Origin of the sequence: Hyphomicrobium sp. 99 (assembly GCF_000384335.2) — a bacterium.
GTDB lineage: Bacteria > Pseudomonadota > Alphaproteobacteria > Rhizobiales > Hyphomicrobiaceae > Hyphomicrobium_B.
In genome coordinates this window covers 1,533,084-1,550,005 of record NZ_KQ031382.1, presented here as the reverse complement: position 1 = coordinate 1,550,005, position 16,922 = coordinate 1,533,084, and the positions used below count along the sequence as shown (strand labels likewise).

The following is a 16,922-nucleotide window of genomic DNA, read 5'->3' as shown; positions in this document are numbered from 1 at the left end:
CCTTCTATCGATACTTCGCGTCGAGCGCGATGTTCTTTGCGATTTCGCGTTCCCAGCGGTCGCCGTTCGCGAGCAGCCGGTCCTTGTCGTAGAAAAGTTCTTCGCGCGTCTCGGTCGCGAACTCGAAGTTCGGGCCTTCGACGATCGCATCAACCGGGCAGGCTTCCTGGCAGAGGCCGCAATAGATGCACTTCGTCATGTCGATGTCGTAGCGCGTCGTGCGGCGCGTGCCGTCGTTGCGGCGCGGACCAGCTTCGATCGTGATCGCTTGGGCCGGGCAGATCGCTTCGCAGAGCTTGCAGGCGATGCAGCGCTCTTCACCGTTCGGATAACGGCGGAGCGCGTGCTCACCGCGGAAGCGGGGCGACAGCGGGCCTTTCTCGTAGGGATAGTTCAGCGTCTTCTTCGGCGAGAAGAAGTAGCGCATTGTCAGGAAGAACGCCGAGACGAACTCCAAGAGGAAAAGCGATTTTGCAGCGCGCGCTACGCTCATGAGAGGAAGCCTCCGAATTGCAGCACGGCGGCCGTGATGACGACCATAACGAGCGACAGCGGCAGGAACACCTTCCAGCCAAGTCGCATCAATTGATCGTAGCGGTACCGCGGCACCATCGCCTTCACCATCGCGAACATGAAGAAGACGAACACGACTTTGATCAGGAACCAGAAGAGCCCCGGCACGGCGTTGAGCGGCCAGATATCCAGCGGCGGCAACCAGCCTCCGAGGAAGAGGATCGTCGTCATCGCGCACATGGCGACGATCGAGACGTACTCACCGAGCATGTAGAGCAGATACGGCGTCGAGGAATATTCGACCATGAAGCCGGCGACGAGTTCCGATTCGGCTTCAACAAGATCGAACGGCGGCCGGTTCGTTTCGGCCAGCGCCGAGATGAAGAAGATGATGAACATCGGGAAGAGCGGCAGCCAGTGCCAGTCGAGCAGCGAGCTCGTCATGCCGAGCGTGGTGCCGACGCCTGTCCTCTGCGAGTTGACGACATCCGTCACGTTGAGCGAGCCGACGCAGAGCAACACGCTGATGATGACGAAGCCGATCGAGACCTCATAGGAAACCATCTGCGCAGCGGAGCGGAGCGCGCCCATGAACGGGTATTTCGAGTTCGACGCCCAGCCGCCCATGATGATGCCATACACACCGAGCGAGGAGATCGCGAGCAGGTAGAGAATTCCGACGTTCATGTCGGAGATCACCCACTTGCCCCAGATGTTCTCGTTGACGGGAATGACCGCCCACGATGCCAAGGCGCACGTTGCTGTTGCGAGTGGCGCGAGCAGGAAGACGACCTTGTCGGAGCCCGACGGGATGATCGGTTCCTTCAGGACGAACTTCAAAAGGTCAGCGAACGACTGCAAGAGGCCGAAGGGCCCGACGACGTTCGGGCCGCGGCGCATCTGTACGGCCGCCCACACCTTGCGGTCCATCAGCAGCAGGAAGGCGATGATGACCAGGAGCACGACGAGCATCAGCAGCGAAAAGCCGATGAGCACCAGCACGTTCCAGCCGTAGTCGTTCATGAATGTCTGCAGCGAGTCGAGCATGTGTCCCTATTCCGCTGCGTTGAGTTTCTGTTCATGGGAAGCCCGAAGCGCGCTCATGCCCGCCATGACGGCTGACGCTCGCGCGATCGGGTTCGTCATATAGAAGTCGGCAATCACCGGAGCGTATGGCTCCGACGATGGTTGCGCCGTCAGCTTCGCGAGCGTTTCAAGCCCGGATACGGCGCGCGCTTCGATCGTGTCGAGGGCAGCGAGCTGCGGGCTCGTCCGGTACATCGCTGCGCGAAGCTCGTTTATGTTGTCGTAGGGGAGCTTTGCGCCGGCGCGTTCCGAGAGCGCCCGGATGATCGTCCAGTCTTCCTTGGCGTCACCCGGCGGGAACACAGCTTTGAGCGTCTGCTGCGTGCGGCCCTCGGTGTTCACGTAGGTTGCGTTTTTCTCGGTGTAAGCGGCGCCCGGAAGAATGACGTCGGCACGTTCAGTGCCCTTGTCGCCGTGCGTGCCCTGGTAGACAACGAACGCGGATGGGCTGAGTTTCGAGACATCGCACTCGTCGGCGCCGAGCAGATAGACGAACTCGGTGTCGGGGCCGAGAATTCCGGCGACGTCCTTGCCGCCCTTCCCTGGCACGAAGCCGAGATCGAGACCCGCGACGCGGGCCGCAGCGGTGTGAAGGACGTTGAAGCCGTTCCACGCGGCGTCTTTGCCGGCCGATGCCGCGAGAAGGATGCGCGCGGCGAGCGACAGCGAGGCGAGACCGTCAGCGCGGGCGAAGGCGCCCTGTCCGACGATGACCATCGGCTTCGCCGCTGATTTCAACACTTCGGCGAATGGATGCTTGCCGTTCGCGATCTCCGCCAGGGTCTCGGGGCCGGCGCCCAGATATTCGTACGGATACGCAAGATCGACCTTCGCGCCGATAACGGCAATTTTGGTCGGCGCGGTACGCCAGCGCTTGCGGATCCGGGCATTGAGGACTGCTGCTTCAAGGCGCGGATTGGCGCCCACGATGAGGATCGCGTCAGCCTCCTCGATGCCTTCGATGCCTGAGTTGAAGAGATAACTCGCACGGCCGAGCTTCGGATCGAGCTTGTCTCCGGCCTGCCGGCAATCGAGCGACGTCGCGCCGAGCTTGGTCAGAAGATCCTTCAGCGCGAACATTTCCTCGGCGGCTACGAGATCGCCCGCAATGGCGCCGATCTTCGCGGCCGACGCCGACTTCAATTTCGCGGCGACGAGGTTCAGAGCATCATCCCAGGTTGCGGGCTCGAAGCGGCCATTCTTGCGAATGTAGGGCTGGTCAAGGCGCTGCGTTTTCAAACCGTCGGCGACGTGACGCGTCTTGTCGGAAATCCATTCCTCGTTCACGGCGTCGTTGTTGCGCGGAAGGATGCGCATGACGGCGGCGCCGCGCACGTCGGCGCTGATCGATGAGCCAACGGCATCCATGACGTCGATCGTCTCGAAGGTTTCCATTTCCCACGGCCGAGCGGCGAAGGCCCACGGACGATGCGTAAGGGCGCCGACCGGGCAGAGGTCAACGGCGTTAGCGCTCATCTCGGAGAGAATGCCGCGCTCGAGATAGGTCGTGATTTCCGCGTCTTCTCCACGGCCGATCAGGCCAAGCTCTTCGACGCCTGCGACTTCCGTCATGTAGCGGACGCAGCGCGTGCAATGGATGCAGCGCGTCATCATCGTCTTGATAAGCGGGCCGATGTGCTTTTCTTCGACGGCGCGCTTGTTCTCGTGATAGCGCGTTCCGCCCATACCGAAGGCCATCGCCTGATCTTGCAGATCGCATTCGCCGCCCTGGTCGCAGATCGGACAGTCGAGCGGGTGATTGATGAGCAGGAACTCCATCACGCCCTCACGCGCCTTCTTCACCATCGGCGAGGCGGTGTTGACGACCTTCGGCGAGCCGTCCCGGTTCGGCGGCAAATCGTTGACGAGCATGGCGCAGGACGCGACCGGCTTCGGCGATCCCTCGACCTCGACCAGACACATGCGGCAGTTGCCGGCGATCGACAGCCGCTCGTGATAGCAGAAGCGCGGAATGACCGAGCCCGCCAATTCGCAGGCGTGCATCAGCGTCGTGCCGTCTTCGACTTCAATCGGTATGCCGTCGACAATCAGTTGCTTGGGCATTGTGTTTTCCGCAGCCTACTCTGCCGCCACGCGGGCGTGTTTCGCCGTGTAATCGTCGATACGCGCCTCGATCACCGGACGGAAGTTTTTGATCAAACCTTGAACAGGCCATGCCGCCGCGTCGCCGAGCGCGCAAATGGTATGGCCTTCGACTTGCTTCGTGACATCGAACAACAGATCGATTTCGCGTTTTTCCGCTTCGCCGCGCTCCATGCGTTCGAGCACGCGCCACATCCAGCCGGTGCCTTCGCGACACGGCGTGCACTGGCCGCAGCTCTCGTGCTTGTAGAAGTAGGCGATGCGCCGGATCGCGGCGATGATGTCCGTCGACTTGTCCATCACGATCACGGCAGCGGTGCCGAGACCGGAGCCGAGCTTGCCGAGCGCGTCGAAATCCATCGTCACGGCCTCGGCCTCTTGCGCCGTGATGCAGCGAACGGAAGACCCGCCGGGAATGACGGCGAGCAGATTATCCCAGCCGCCGCGAATGCCGCCGCAATGCTTATCGATCAGCTCTTTGAGCGGAATGCCCATCTCTTCTTCGACGACGCACGGGCGCTCGACGTGGCCGGAGATCTGGAAGAGCTTGGTGCCGGTATTGTTCGGCTTGCCGAGGGCTGCAAACCACGCCGATCCGCGACGCAGGATTTCGCCAGCGACGGCAATGCTTTCGACGTTGTTGACCGTCGTCGGCGCGCCATAGAGTCCGACGTTCGCCGGAAATGGCGGCTTCAGACGCGGCTGACCCTTTTTGCCTTCGATGCTTTCGAGCATCGCCGTTTCTTCGCCGCAGATGTAGGCGCCGGCGCCGTGGTGGACGTAGATGTCGAAGTCCCAGCCATGGACATTGTTCTTGCCGACGAGCTTGGCTGCGTAGGCTTCATCGATGGCGCGCTGGAGCGCCTCGCGCTCGCGGATATATTCGCCGCGCACATAAACGTAGCAGGTGTGCGCGCGCATCGCGAAGGATGCGAGCAGCGCGCCTTCGACCATCAGATGCGGGTCATGGCGAAGGATCTCGCGATCCTTGCAGGAGCCGGGCTCCGACTCGTCGGCATTGATGACGAGATAGCTCGGCCGGGCGTCGGCCTTCGGCATGAACGACCACTTGAGGCCAGTCGGGAAGCCCGCGCCGCCTCGGCCGCGAAGTCCCGACTTCTTCACCTCGTCGATGATGTAGTCGTGGCCCTTGTCGATGAAGAACTTCGTGCCATCCCACGCGCCACGGCTCATCGCGCCCTTAAGACCGACGTCGTGGAAGCCGTAGAGATTGCGGAATATGCGGTCGCGATCATGCAGCATGCGCGCTACCCTTTCGGCCTTTTGCCGGCTTTAGTTTCCGGACGCCAACCGGATGCGAGCTTCTGCGCCTGCTCGATCCATTTGTCACGCGTCACGCGGCCCATAAAGCCATCCAACTGAACTTCAAACCACGCGACGTTCTGAGGCGTCCACTTGGCGATCTGATCGAAATGCCAGATGCCGATTGCGTGAAGCTTATCGACCACGTCGGCGCCGACGCCTGGGATGAGCGACAGATCATCGGCCTTGCCTCCGCGCGGCTCCTTTAAAAGATCGGGCTCGACGTTCCGGCTCGCGCCGGCGCCAGCAATCGCCCTGTCGCGGACCATGTCAGCCTTGATCTTGCTGAGTTCATCGGCGGAAAGCGCCTTGCCGCCACTGCGCTCCTCGAGCTCCTTTACGAGACCGGCGTTGGCCATGGCGGTCAGCGCTGCCGGATGAAGCTGCGCGGGCTTTGGGGCCGCGCCTCCCGGTGACGACGGCGGTGCGGCCTCGGCCACCCCAGCCTTTCCGTCCGACGTCTCTTCGAAGCGCTTCTTCCAGGCGCCCACTGTGGAGCCATCGAAAAGCGCCGGATCGGTCAATGTCGTCGGGCCGGTTACCGGGCAGGATGCCACGCGGCCAGTCTGGGACCCGGGCTTTGGCTGTCTGCTGGCCACAAAGGCGTCGATAATCTTCGTCAGCTGCTCGGGCGTCAGATCTTCGTAGGTGTCTTTGCCGACCTGGACGACCGGGGCGTTCGCGCAGACGCCGATGCATTCGACCTCTTCCCACGATAGCGTGCCGTCAGCGTTGAGCGTGTGCGAATGGCCGTCGATGCGGCTCTTGCAGACCGCGATGAGATCACCCGACCCGCGGAGCATGCACGGCGTCGTGCCGCAGACCTGTATATGGGCTTTCGTTCCCACCGGCGAAAGCTGGAACATCGTGTAGAAGGTAGCGACTTCCAGGCCGCGGATGTGGGCCATGCCCAACATATCGCAGACGAGCCTGATGGCGGGTTCGGGCAACCAGCCGGCTTGCTCCTGCGCGCGCCAAAGCAAGGGGATGATCGCCGATGCCTGCTTGCCTTCGGGATACTTTGCGATCGTCTCGCTCGCCCACGCCAAATTCTCAGGCGTGAAGGCGAACTGCGCAGGCTGCACTGGATTCAGTCGGCGAACGGCCATCCATGGCTCCTCGAACGTCAGTCGTATGGCGCCGAATTACCCAACGTGTCCAAAGTCACAACAGTGATTTGGCCCGTCACGCCTCAATGTCGACTCTCAGAGTGACATTAACCCTCAGCCACCAAGGCGGTCCAGTTACGAGGAATGCGACGACAAGGCAAGCATTTGCCTATCCATCCGGGTGGGGAAGCAACGATATTCGCGGATATTCGGGTGCGACGAAAAGCTCGCAGCTATGGAGCCGAATTCGGCGAAGCCGTCGGCGCGGTGATGGGCGCGTCCGGAGCGAGAATTCCGCGACGTTGAAGTGTCTCTGCTGGACGCTCCGTCGCCCATCGACGTTCAGAGAATCCAAGCGGCACGGCGAGCCAGCCTAGCAGTAGAAGAAACGTCGCGATTGGCGCGAGAAAGAGCGAGAGCTGCGAACCGACGCGTAGGAAGCCGGTCCAAAGCGCCGCGAACAACAGGCCGAGCGCGATGATCATCCACCCGCCATCATCGGCGCCGCGCGCCGTCGCAAACAGCAAGCCGGCGAACAGGCCACCAAGCCCGATTAGAACGGGAATGAATGGGAGATCGGACTGCAACGCGCCCATGGGCCAGCTTCGCGGGCGGGCGAAAAGGCGGTAAGTCGAGAGGCTCAAGCCCCATCCAACAGCGGCTACGGCGAGCAGAAACAGATTATCGACCATTGGGGCAGCAACGGGGATCATACGCTGTTCCTTTTCAGGCTACTCGGGCCCTTCCCCCAATTTGCCAGGGCTTTGTGACAAGCGCCAGCGTGTATCGCGGCGGCTTGGTCCCGGTGTTACCGAGCCTCGGACTTTGCCTTCAGCGCTTCGTTCATGGCTCGAAATCCGCGCTCCGTTGCATCGAGGACACTCCCGACAAAGGGGATAAGCAGCCCTGAAAACTGTTCCGAATGCTCGAAGCGGGTGCCTGAGCTTTCGGCACTGAGCACGAACCTGTGGTGGCCGGTAAATAGACCTGGCATCGGAAGCGATCCACGCCAGGAGAAAATCCGCTCGGGCTCGACTTCGACGACGACAGGGCGAAACGTCTGGGCTTTGAGCCCCGGTGCCTCGATCTGGACTTCGAGCCTAGCGCCTATTCGCCGTTCGCCTTCGATAGTGCGGATGAACGGGTTCCATGCGGGGTAGCCGCCGAAATCCATTAACACGGACCAGACACGTGAAGCCGGTGCCGCGATCAAAATCGATGTCTCGATCGCGCGGGCCATGGCGTCTTCAGCGATCGATTTCACCGAAGACGATATCGAGTGAACCGAGGATCGCGGAGACGTCCGCCAACATGTGACCGCGGTTTATAAAATCCATCGCCGCGAGATGCGGGAATCCAGGAGCGCGGATCTTGCAGCGATAGGGCTTGTTGGAGCCGTCGGAGACGAGATAGACGCCGAACTCGCCTTTGGGCGCCTCGACCGCGGCGTAGACTTCGCCGGGAGGCACGTGGAAGCCTTCGGTATAGAGCTTGAAGTGGTGGATCAGCGCTTCCATCGAGCGCTTCATCTCACCGCGCTTCGGCGGCACGACCTTCTTGTTCTCGGCGACGTGCGGACCCTTGCCGCGCGGCGACTTCAGCAGCTCACAGCACTGCTTCATGATTTTGGTCGCTTCCCGCATTTCCTGCATGCGGATCAGGTAGCGGTCGTAGCAGTCACCGTTCTTGCCGATCGGGATATCGAACTCGAGGTCGGCGTAGCATTCGTAAGGCTGCGACTTGCGCAAGTCCCAAGCCGCGCCAGAACCGCGGACCATCACGCCCGAAAAGCCCCACGCGAAAGCTTCATCAAGCGTCACGACGCCGATGTCGACGTTCCGCTGCTTGAAGATGCGGTTTTCGGTCAAAAGGCCGTCGATATCATCGACGACTTTCAGGAACGGGTCGCACCAGGCGTAGATATCGTCGATCAGCTGCTCCGGCAGGTCCTGATGGACGCCGCCCATGCGGAAGTATTTCGCGTGCATGCGCGAGCCGGATGCGCGCTCGTAGAACACCATCAGCTTTTCGCGCTCTTCGAAGCCCCAGAGCGGCGGGGTCAGCGCGCCGACGTCCATCGCCTGGGTCGTGACGTTCAAGAGATGCGACAGCTGTCGGCCGATTTCGGAGAAAAGCACGCGGATCAGCTGGGCGCGGTAGGGGACCTCGAGCCCCAAAAGCTTTTCTGCAGCAAGGCAGAACGAGTGCTCCTGATTCATCGGGGCGACGTAATCGAGACGATCGAAATAGCCGATCGCCTGCATGTACGTCTTGTGCTCGATGAGCTTCTCGGTGCCGCGATGGAGAAGACCGATGTGCGGATCGACGCGCTCCACAACCTCGCCGTCGAGTTCGAGCACGAGGCGAAGCACGCCGTGCGCCGCAGGGTGCTGCGGCCCGAAATTGATGTTGAAGTTACGGATCTCAGTCTCGGCCATGTTCAAACGGTCCCGCGGGTAATCGGTGCTAGTCTGGCGAGCTTCGCCTTGTCGTTCACTCGTTGCTCGAACTTCTGCCAGTTCACGACCATACGCTGATGCTCGCCCTCGCCGATTAAATCAATCCCGTCATGCGCTTTCACATGAAAGAATAGCTGTCGGCCTGCGACTTTCGTGCACTCGGCATCGACCGTCACCGTCTGTCCCGGCACAGTCGCGGCGAGGTGCGAAACATTGATATGAATGCCGAGCGAGCCCTCTCCCTCGTCGAGATGGGGCCCGATAATGTTAAGGCAGGACCATTCCATCAGTCCGACCATGAAGCCGGTCGCGAAAACGGTTGGCATGAGTTGGAACTCGTGCGCCTCGGGATAGAGATGCGGCACCGTTTTCGTGGCGGGCACGCGAAACGAAAATTGCGTCTTGGCTCCGGCGTGAAGCGTGTCTTTCACGGTCCTCAGTCCTTACAGCCGGTCTTTTAGGTTGCGTATAGTAATATAGAGGCTCGACGCAGTTCCTGCGACCGCAAAGAGCCCAAAGAAAAAGCCCCAGAAGTGCGGCTCCGTCGTGCGGCCGAACCAAGGATAAAGCAATTCCGCGGCGCCTGAGACGAGGATGACGCCGGCCGGAATCGTGAGCGTTCCATAGGGCAGGTAACGGCAGATCACGCCGAGCACGAGCCCGGCAACGGCCCGTGGCCAATCTAGTATGAAAGCCCCGATCATGAGAGCTGCCGCTAGCGCGACACTGACCTCGAATTGCATTCCGATCCTGGCCTCACCAATCACTCCGGTCTCCCGGCCGAACGACTATCGAACGTGATCAGTCCGATGGGAAGCAAAGGACCGCCCGAACGTGTGGAATTCGAGGACGATGGCAACAGCACCGGGAAGATAGCGCTGCAGATGGCGTGTCGCGTGATTCACGATTTCGGGCCGGCTTTCTCGTCGCCCGGGAGAACGTGGCTTGGGCCTTCCCAAGGACTCTCGAAATCGAAATCGCGGAATTCCTGCGTGAGCTTCACCGGCTCGTAGACGACGCGCTTCTTTTCGTCGTCGTAGCGAACTTCAACGTAACCGGTGAGCGGAAAATCCTTGCGGAGCGGATGCCCCTGGAAGCCGTAATCGGTGAGAATACGGCGAAGATCGGGGTGGCCCGTGAACCGGATACCGTAAAGGTCGTAGGCTTCCCGCTCGTACCAATTGGCGGCCGGATAAACGTCGTTGACGCTTGCGATGGGCGTCGTCTCGTCCGTCGATATCTTGACTCGCAGCCGCTGATTGAGGCGCGCCGACAGCAGATGATAGACGACGTCAAACCGCTCGGCGCGCTCGGGATAGTCGACGCCGCAGATGTCGATCAGGACTTCAAACTGGCATTTCGGATCGTCGCGAAGCTTGGTCAAGACTTCGACGATGTGGTCACGAGCAACGGTGATCGTGAGTTCATCATAGGCAATGATAGCCTGTTGCAGGGCGTCGCCCGCGGCCGCTTGAGCGGTCTCCTGCAGCGCGATCAACTCCGTCATTGCGTGACGATCTCCAAAGTCGGCTTTGATTAGCGTTCGATTGTGCCGGTGCGGCGTATCTTCCGCTGCAGCAACAAAATTCCGTAAAGGAGCGCCTCGGCCGTCGGTGGGCAGCCAGGCACATAGACATCGACCGGCACGATGCGATCACAGCCGCGGACGACGGCATATGAATAATGATAGTAGCCGCCGCCGTTGGCGCAGCTTCCCATCGAGATGACGTAGCGCGGCTCCGGCATCTGGTCGTAGACCTTGCGGAGCGCCGGGGCCATCTTGTTGGTCAACGTACCGGCAACGATCATGACGTCCGACTGCCGGGGCGAGGCGCGCGGAGCAAAGCCGAATCGCTCGACGTCGTAGCGCGGCATCGACGCCTGCATCATCTCGACAGCGCAGCAGGCGAGGCCGAACGTCATCCACATCAGTGAGCCCGTGCGGGCCCAATTGATCAAGTCGTCGACGCTCGTGACGAGAAAGCCCTTGTCCGCAAGCTCGTTTGAAACTTCGGTGAAGAACGGATCGGCTGCGGGTGACACCGCACCAGGAGAGCCTTCCTGCGCCCGCTCAAAAACGCGATCGAAGATAAGGCCGCTTGGACGCTCGTCTTTGAGGATCAATCCCATTCCAGCGCGCCCTTCTTCCATTCGTAAATGAAGCCGACGGTCAGCACGCCCAGAAAGATCATCATCGACCAGAAACCGTAAACGCCAATTTCTCTGAAGGCGGCAGCCCACGGAAACAGGAACGCGATCTCAAGATCAAAGATGATGAAGAGGATCGACACGAGATAGAACCGCACGTCGAATTTCATGCGGGCGTCGTCAAAGGCGCTGAAGCCGCACTCGTAGGCGGAGACCTTTTCGGGGTCGGGGTTGCGGACGGCAACCAGGAAGGGAGCGACCATCAGCGAGGCGCCGATGAAGAGCGCGACGCCGATAAAAATCGCGATCGGCAGGTATTGCGAGGTCAGATCTATCATCGCCGTCAATCCGGTAACACGGCCGAGTCTCAGGGCTTTCGCCCTGGGCCGGTGTTAACCTACGGCGTTCTCAGGTGCAACACCCCTGCACCCGCTCCGGTTTTGCGAGGCTGGGAAACCGTTACGCCGATGCCTTTTTCGTCACCGCCACGGCAATCTGTCACATGGGGTGAGCCGGCGCGCGTGAGGTGGCTGCCGAGCGAACCAATTCCACCCACCATGTCGTTTCAGCTGTCTGGGCTCGGCCAAGTTGTCTGAGCTTGGCGCGCACTGCGGTTTCGCGCGGCGGTGGACTTGCGGCGAGCGCGTGTTGCTATGGCGAGTTCGGGAACGCCGCCGCGTCGATCGCGATGCGCATCAGCTCTGCTGTCGCGTTCCAACCAATCCCTCGCAGCAGAGGTCGAAAGATCTTTCTTTCGGAAAGTGTCCTTCCCAAAGTGGGAGAGATTAGCCTCGCGGGAAACGGCAATTCCGTTCGCCAATTTCGCGCATATAAAATTGCAACGCTAGCGGAGGATTGGCGATCGCGCCGCGAGCGCTTTATTCGCGCGCCCCGAAGCAATGGCTCCTTCTCGAATTGTTTTCGCCTATTTAGAAACGGCTAATTGCTGTGAGAAATGTGTGTTGCACTAACTTGTAATGGTCCCGGATATATCCGCACCATTACACATGTTTTGAGCAATATTCTTCATACGGACCAGACCATCAACTAACGACGATTGTTCAGCAATCATTCACAGGTCCGGGCGTCTTTTGAATGCGGTCTGCAGGGAGCATTTTCATGAGAAATCTGATTTATGCGCTTCCGGTTCTCGCATTGACGAGCTTTACGCCTCACGCAGCGACAGCAGCGGATTTCGGAGGCGACGAATGCTGCGAAGGACGAGGCGCTGTCGTCGAAGGTCCGCCGGTTACGCGTGAGTGTTGCTTCGACGGCCCGGTTTTTTATGGCACCAATTATTATGGCCCGGCCTTCTACGGCCCCCGATTTTATAGGCCGTACCCCTACTACGCCGGATATTATCCCTATGGCTGGGGACCTCGCTGGTACGGCGGACGCGGTTGGTATGGCCGGCGCGGCTGGCATGGAGGAGGCGGGTACGGCCATCGCTTCGGCGGTCACCGTGGCTGGCGATGATCCGCTTCGAAAAATCATGATCTAAACAAATCCCTGCGCTCTCTCGATGCCGATCGCGGGCGGCATCGAGATTGCGGGAGAACAGCGGTTCCTACCCTCTTCTCTTTACGGCCTGGACCGCATTTTCGAGCGCCTGCAAGAATTGCGAGCGATCACGCGGTGTGAACGTGGGATTGAACCCCCGGCTTTCTCCCGTTTCGCGCAAATGCCGCTGCATATCGCGCATCGCAACCGCCATGCCGATATTCGCGTCGCTAAATGTCTTGCCCGTTGGACCGATGCATTGCGCTCCTGCCTTAAGGCACCGAGCGGCGAGTAAAATGTCCGCGGTTATCGCGATGTCGGGAGCGCCAATTCGCTCGGCGATCCAATCGTCTGCCGCGTCGGGACCGTCTTTGACGACGACAAGCTTGACCAGCGGGCTCGCCTCGATCCGCATCCAGCTGTTCGCCACCATGTGAACGGGAATATCGTGCCGGGCAGCAACGCGCACCACTTCGGCTTTCACCGGGCACGCGTCCGCGTCGACGTAGATTTGCATTTCGCATCATCTCTCTAGGCACCGTCGCTCTCGACGCGTGCGTGGGATCGTTTTATTCACGAGGCGAGTTTGGCTCGCTCTGAGCGGATGCTGGTTGATGAAATGAGCTGATCCGTGAGGAAAGCCACTCTCTTGCCCAGACTTTTGGGCTAGGAATGACTCATGAATCATCGCTGCGCCACCGTGAACCAAAGGATGTACAGGCCGTGCAAAGACATGCCTGGGCGCGACCTAACACCGATCCATACATTGCCGGCTCAATCCCGCCGCCGCACCTCTACTGAACCGATGAATCAAATCAAAGCGGCATTCCTCTTTGCCCTTACGGGTTTCCTGCTCATGACGAATCACGGTCATGCGCAGCAGCCGGTGAAAGCCGACGCGAAAGCCGCCGCAGGCGTGGCGGCCGGTCAGATTGCCGATTTCTTCAGTCAGGTCGGCGATCAGATCTACGAAGACTGCATCTTCGAATTATCGCAGGAACAGATCGAGGTTCAGCAGGCGCTCATTCTTGCCTACATCAAAGCGGGCGCCAATGCTTCGGTTGCCCGTCGGCTGGCGGTGAAGCAAATTCAACCGCCGAAGGTCTCCGCCAAATGCGAGCAGATCAGGCATCTGCCAAAGGTTGTCGCCCCGACCTCGCACGTTCCGCCGCCCATTGTCGAAAAGCCTACAATCGCCGTTGGCCCAGCGCCGCAGCCGAAAGCTTTGCCCTCACCGGTCGTTCTGGCGGCCAAGAAGACCTTGCCACAATGGGACTGCGCACCGGGCGTCGATTACGTCACCATTCAGCTCAACGGCTTTCCGCGAAAACTGACGGGCGGCGAAATTTGCAATCCGTTCGACGATGTCGTCCACGAAGTTCCGCCGACCATCCCGAATTTCCGCCTCGGTTACACGATACGGACGGGTCGCCTTTTCGTCATTGCCGATGACCCGTCGGCGCGCGGCCAGACGATTGCCTGGGCGATCTCCGGCCGAGACGTGTGCCGGAATAATCCAGAGCCCGACTGCCTCGCCGCGCGCGCCGTCGGACCGCTGCCGCCCGGCGAATATTCCTTCGGATCAGATAGCGGTCCTCGCATCACCTGGGGGCCGAAAACAAAGCGAAACGTCGCTGGAATCTATCTCCGGAAGCTCTGGAACAGAGACAAGTTCACGCCTCAGCAAACCGCGGCCATCCTGGCGCGCGGGAACATTGCCATCCATGAGCGTCTGAAGGGCGAAATGTCTGAAGCGTGTCTTGGGCTCGAGCCGAAGGGCTGGGCTTACGTCGCCTCCCTCATCAAGGAGCAGCGCGCCACGGGCGTCAGCGTTTATATCGACGAGCCTTATCCGCAGGTCGCTGAAAACCCGCCAATCGTCGTTGCTTCTTCTTTCTCGCTCACGTCGCTGTTCAAGTGATTTCGGGATCATGTTGTTGGCGGGCTGACCGAATGCACGATCGCCAGCAAATTCGCGTAGTCCGGCATTATTGCGTAATCGGCGCAGTAGGAGAGATCCTCTTCCAGGTCGTCCCACTGCATCGCTTTCAGCTCAGAGCGCGAGAAAAGATCGCGCACGGCAGGATCGCTCATTTGGACAACAGGGTTGCATGCTCCCGCGGCTAACGCTGCGGCTTTCGCGCCTACAGCACTCGCGATGAAATCCAGAAAGGCCTCAGCGGCGCCAGGCACCGCGCGGCCGTCCTTGAGAAGAGCATTGACCTCAACAAAGGCCACAGCGCCTTTTCCGTCGATGGGTCCTCGTTCCGGAGTGACGGCTTGCACCTGGAGAAGCCCTGCGAGGCGCGCGGGAGATGCCGTGTAGGTTCCGCCGCTGATGTAGAAATCGATCTCTCCGGCGGCAAGTGCAGCGTTCATCCGATGATGATCGCCGGTGATGAGCCGTGCCGATTGAAGAATGGTCCGGGCGGCGGCGCAAAACACCGACAGCGAAGCCTCATCCATTCGCACAAACGGATTCAGTCCCGCCGCAATGGCGATGTGCATGACGTTGAAATCGTCGTACTTGAGGACGCCGAACCGGTTCTTGAGGCTCGGCTCCATCGCAAGGCGAAAGCCTTCGTCCCGGGCCGTTGCGACCGACAATCCTTTTTGATTGACGACAAGATTGAACGGTCCGAAGCGCTGCGGAAGACCGATGAGCTGATTGTCGGTGTCGCGAACGGCGGCTTCAAAGCGACTAAAGGGCGGCTTTAAACCGTTTATGCGATCGCTGAAGCGACGCGAGAGAGGACGAATGACGCCGGCCGGGTGCAGGACGTCGCGCACAAACGGCGTGTTGATGTTGACGATGTCCCAGCTGCCGCGTTCGGCGAGGATCTTCCGGCTTGCGGCGTCGTCAGAGAGATGATCCTCTCCCGTTAGAGTGAAGCCGCTCGTGCGAAGAAACGCCGACGAAAAGGTGCCGCTCGCATAGCCTTCCCAGCCAAGGCATCGCAGGCTCGTGTCGCCGCGTACGTCTTCGCGCTTCAGGCCGGTTTGCATTCATTTCATCCGTATTTGCGTCAGCGCAGATTGCGTTGGCGAGGGAGTTGGTGCTCAGGATCGCGGGCACGTGGCCGCTGTGAAGAGACCTTCCGATCCCTCAAAGCAGCCCCGCCAATAAGATGTTACTGCGCCGCTTGAACCAAGCCCTTTAACACGACTTCCAGCTCCGTTTGCCCTTTTAAGCGCGTTGCTGGCGCTCCTTCGAACTCGATCCATCCCTCGTTGAAGCCATCGAGCATCTGGATGCGCGGGATCGGATCTTTCATCCCTGAGATTTGAAGAGAGCACCCCAGGTCTCGCGCGGCACGGCTTTCGTTTGAACGGGACGACCGAGGATTTTCGCGAACGTCGCCCCAACGTCATTGGGCGTATAGCGCCGGGCGGCTTCCAGTTCGACGACGCGTCTGCCCTGATACTTCTCCTGGAGCAGTTGCGCCGCCAGTCGGCCGACATCGGCTGTCGCGATCATCGGAAAAGGTTTATCGAGCGGTTGGAGGAAGGACCGAACCACTTGCGCGTGCGCAAAAGAAAAGCCGCCGCACGGGGGCGTGCAGCGGCCACTGAGCTGGGCGTTGAGAGAGATCAAACTCCAGCCGTCTTCGACCGCGTGAGAGCACGGTCGAAAGCTTTTTATGGAAGGAGGTTTACACCTGCCGAGAACACGAAGCGATCGTCAGCAAGTCCTTTATATAGTCCACCCGCGTTGTTTTCGTCGATTGACGTGCCCGAGTAGCGGAAGTCCATGAAGTACTTGTCGACGTTGACCTTCACGCCGGCGTTCCAGTACGCGTATTCCTGTTGACCAAGCCAGTACCCGTCGGTGTAGGTGCTGTTGGTTCCCGAATTCGACCAGCCGACCAAGGCGGTGAACTGAGGAGCGAACACGCCATACTTCGGAAGATCGTAGGCAACCGTGCCCTCAACCGAGATGTTGTCGGTAGCAGCATAGCCCTGATCCGGGGTCAGCCAAACCGTTGCACCCACCGTCAGCCCCTGGCGGAGCGTCGTTGTCGCGCCGATCTTGAATTCGAGATAGGAAGTGTCGAACACGGAGTTTTTCGTGGGGGCGTGATTGCCGTAGAGATAATAAAACGCGGCTAGGTCCCAGCTTACAGGACCAGTTGTCGGCCGAATGCCGAGATAGATATCTTGCTCCCAGGGACCCAAACCACTTTCGTACCCGGTGTCAGAGTTCTTGTAGTTGATCGTTGAGGTCCACAGCCCGAGATACGCGATGCCATAGGTCACTTCCTGGTAGACGTTGGCCGTCGGGCTATTGTTCGTGTACGAGATGCCACGGAACAAGTAATCCGAAGCGCCCGTGATGGTCAGCGAATAGCCGAACTGTCTCTCTTCTGCTGATGCGACGTTTGCAGTCGCGAGCATTGCGAGGCCCGCAGCAAAAAGCCCACCCGTAACTTTACGTCCGAACATCTAAATCCCCTATTTTGCAGAAGGGCATCCCCGCGCCCTCTGTCCCCGTCCGCCGCTCAGGATCCGAGGCGACTTCGTCGCTGCTCCAATCCGGCATACTTTTTTGTAATGGTACGGCCGTCCCATTCAATCAAATAGTACCGGTGATCATTTCTCAGGGAACACTGTGTGACGATCGCGCAACAAAAAGGGCTTTTTTGCCCAAATACTGTTCGGTTTGCCCGAGAATAAGAGCGCG

Annotated in this window: 20 protein-coding genes; 2 read left to right on the top strand and 18 right to left on the bottom strand. The window is 60.1% G+C overall.

Annotated elements, in window-relative coordinates; translation table 11 throughout:
• Positions 1-4: 4 nt before the first annotated feature.
• The 13 genes from nuoI to G359_RS07515 all read right to left on the bottom strand — a co-directional run bounded on the left by nuoI (position 5) and on the right by G359_RS07515 (position 11,079).
• Positions 5-493: an NADH-quinone oxidoreductase subunit NuoI gene (gene nuoI, locus G359_RS07575; protein WP_045835622.1), complete on the bottom strand. Its 489-nt coding sequence runs from the start codon at positions 491-493 to the stop codon at positions 5-7.
• Positions 490-1,560: an NADH-quinone oxidoreductase subunit NuoH gene (nuoH, locus tag G359_RS07570; protein WP_082072859.1), complete on the bottom strand. Its 1,071-nt coding sequence runs from the start codon at positions 1,558-1,560 to the stop codon at positions 490-492. Before nuoH ends, nuoI begins: the two co-directional genes overlap by 4 nt.
• 6 nt (positions 1,561-1,566) lie before the next feature.
• On the bottom strand, positions 1,567-3,663 hold the full coding sequence (gene nuoG / locus G359_RS07565) for an NADH-quinone oxidoreductase subunit NuoG (protein ID WP_045835621.1): 2,097 nt from the start codon (positions 3,661-3,663) through the stop codon (positions 1,567-1,569).
• Between the two features lie 15 nt (positions 3,664-3,678).
• Positions 3,679-4,965 carry an NADH-quinone oxidoreductase subunit NuoF gene (gene nuoF, locus G359_RS07560; protein WP_045835620.1) on the bottom strand — a complete coding sequence of 429 codons (1,287 nt, stop codon included), beginning with the start codon at positions 4,963-4,965 and terminating at the stop codon, positions 3,679-3,681.
• A gap of 5 nt (positions 4,966-4,970) precedes the next feature.
• Entirely contained in the window at positions 4,971-6,134 is a 1,164-nt protein-coding gene (gene nuoE, locus G359_RS07555; protein WP_045835619.1) for an NADH-quinone oxidoreductase subunit NuoE, read from the bottom strand.
• Positions 6,135-6,367: 233 nt separating this feature from the next.
• On the bottom strand, positions 6,368-6,847 hold the full coding sequence (locus G359_RS07550) for a hypothetical protein (RefSeq protein WP_045835618.1): 480 nt from the start codon (positions 6,845-6,847) through the stop codon (positions 6,368-6,370).
• 95 nt (positions 6,848-6,942) lie between these two features.
• On the bottom strand, positions 6,943-7,398 hold the full coding sequence (locus G359_RS07545) for an SRPBCC domain-containing protein (RefSeq protein WP_197077549.1): 456 nt from the start codon (positions 7,396-7,398) through the stop codon (positions 6,943-6,945).
• Complete coding sequence (locus G359_RS07540) at positions 7,382-8,572, bottom strand: NADH-quinone oxidoreductase subunit D (protein WP_045835617.1); 1,191 nt, start codon at positions 8,570-8,572, stop codon at positions 7,382-7,384. The genes G359_RS07545 and G359_RS07540 overlap by 17 nt, the downstream gene beginning before the upstream one ends.
• Positions 8,573-8,574: 2 nt before the next feature.
• Positions 8,575-9,024: a thioesterase family protein gene (locus G359_RS07535; protein ID WP_045835616.1), complete on the bottom strand. Its 450-nt coding sequence runs from the start codon at positions 9,022-9,024 to the stop codon at positions 8,575-8,577.
• 12 nt (positions 9,025-9,036) lie between these two features.
• Entirely contained in the window at positions 9,037-9,336 is a 300-nt protein-coding gene (locus G359_RS07530; protein WP_045835615.1) for a hypothetical protein, read from the bottom strand.
• A gap of 158 nt (positions 9,337-9,494) precedes the next feature.
• Positions 9,495-10,100: an NADH-quinone oxidoreductase subunit C gene (locus G359_RS07525; protein ID WP_045835614.1), complete on the bottom strand. Its 606-nt coding sequence runs from the start codon at positions 10,098-10,100 to the stop codon at positions 9,495-9,497.
• A 29-nt stretch (positions 10,101-10,129) separates the two neighbouring features.
• Entirely contained in the window at positions 10,130-10,723 is a 594-nt protein-coding gene (locus G359_RS07520; RefSeq protein ID WP_156150704.1) for a NuoB/complex I 20 kDa subunit family protein, read from the bottom strand.
• Positions 10,714-11,079 carry an NADH-quinone oxidoreductase subunit A gene (locus tag G359_RS07515; RefSeq protein WP_045835613.1) on the bottom strand — a complete coding sequence of 122 codons (366 nt, stop codon included), beginning with the start codon at positions 11,077-11,079 and terminating at the stop codon, positions 10,714-10,716. Before G359_RS07515 ends, G359_RS07520 begins: the two co-directional genes overlap by 10 nt.
• Before the next feature lie 781 nt (positions 11,080-11,860).
• Between G359_RS07515 and G359_RS20400 the strand changes: the two genes are divergently transcribed.
• Complete coding sequence (locus G359_RS20400; protein WP_156150703.1) at positions 11,861-12,217, top strand: hypothetical protein; 357 nt, start codon at positions 11,861-11,863, stop codon at positions 12,215-12,217.
• Positions 12,218-12,308: 91 nt separating this feature from the next.
• Here the strand turns inward: G359_RS20400 and G359_RS07505 are convergent, their stop codons facing one another.
• The gene (locus tag G359_RS07505) at positions 12,309-12,758 is read right to left on the bottom strand and encodes a YaiI/YqxD family protein (RefSeq protein WP_045835611.1); all 450 of its coding nucleotides are present in this window, start codon (positions 12,756-12,758) and stop codon (positions 12,309-12,311) included.
• A 339-nt stretch (positions 12,759-13,097) separates the two neighbouring features.
• Between G359_RS07505 and G359_RS07500 the strand changes: the two genes are divergently transcribed.
• Positions 13,098-14,162, top strand: coding sequence for a DUF2778 domain-containing protein (locus G359_RS07500; RefSeq protein WP_245279957.1), 1,065 nt, complete (start codon positions 13,098-13,100; stop codon positions 14,160-14,162).
• Positions 14,163-14,170: 8 nt separating this feature from the next.
• On the opposite strand, the gene G359_RS07495 is transcribed toward G359_RS07500, so the two are convergent.
• The 4 genes from G359_RS07495 to G359_RS07485 form a co-directional block, all read right to left on the bottom strand.
• On the bottom strand, positions 14,171-15,247 hold the full coding sequence (locus tag G359_RS07495) for a hypothetical protein (RefSeq protein WP_045835610.1): 1,077 nt from the start codon (positions 15,245-15,247) through the stop codon (positions 14,171-14,173).
• A 125-nt stretch (positions 15,248-15,372) separates the two neighbouring features.
• A complete protein-coding gene (locus tag G359_RS20720; RefSeq protein ID WP_197077548.1) occupies positions 15,373-15,516 on the bottom strand; it encodes a hypothetical protein in 144 nt (47 codons plus the stop codon).
• Entirely contained in the window at positions 15,513-15,719 is a 207-nt protein-coding gene (locus tag G359_RS20715; RefSeq protein WP_197077547.1) for a Rossmann-fold NAD(P)-binding domain-containing protein, read from the bottom strand. The genes G359_RS20720 and G359_RS20715 overlap by 4 nt, the downstream gene beginning before the upstream one ends.
• Before the next feature lie 161 nt (positions 15,720-15,880).
• On the bottom strand, positions 15,881-16,684 hold the full coding sequence (locus G359_RS07485) for a TorF family putative porin (protein WP_052699247.1): 804 nt from the start codon (positions 16,682-16,684) through the stop codon (positions 15,881-15,883).
• Positions 16,685-16,922 lie beyond the last annotated feature (238 nt).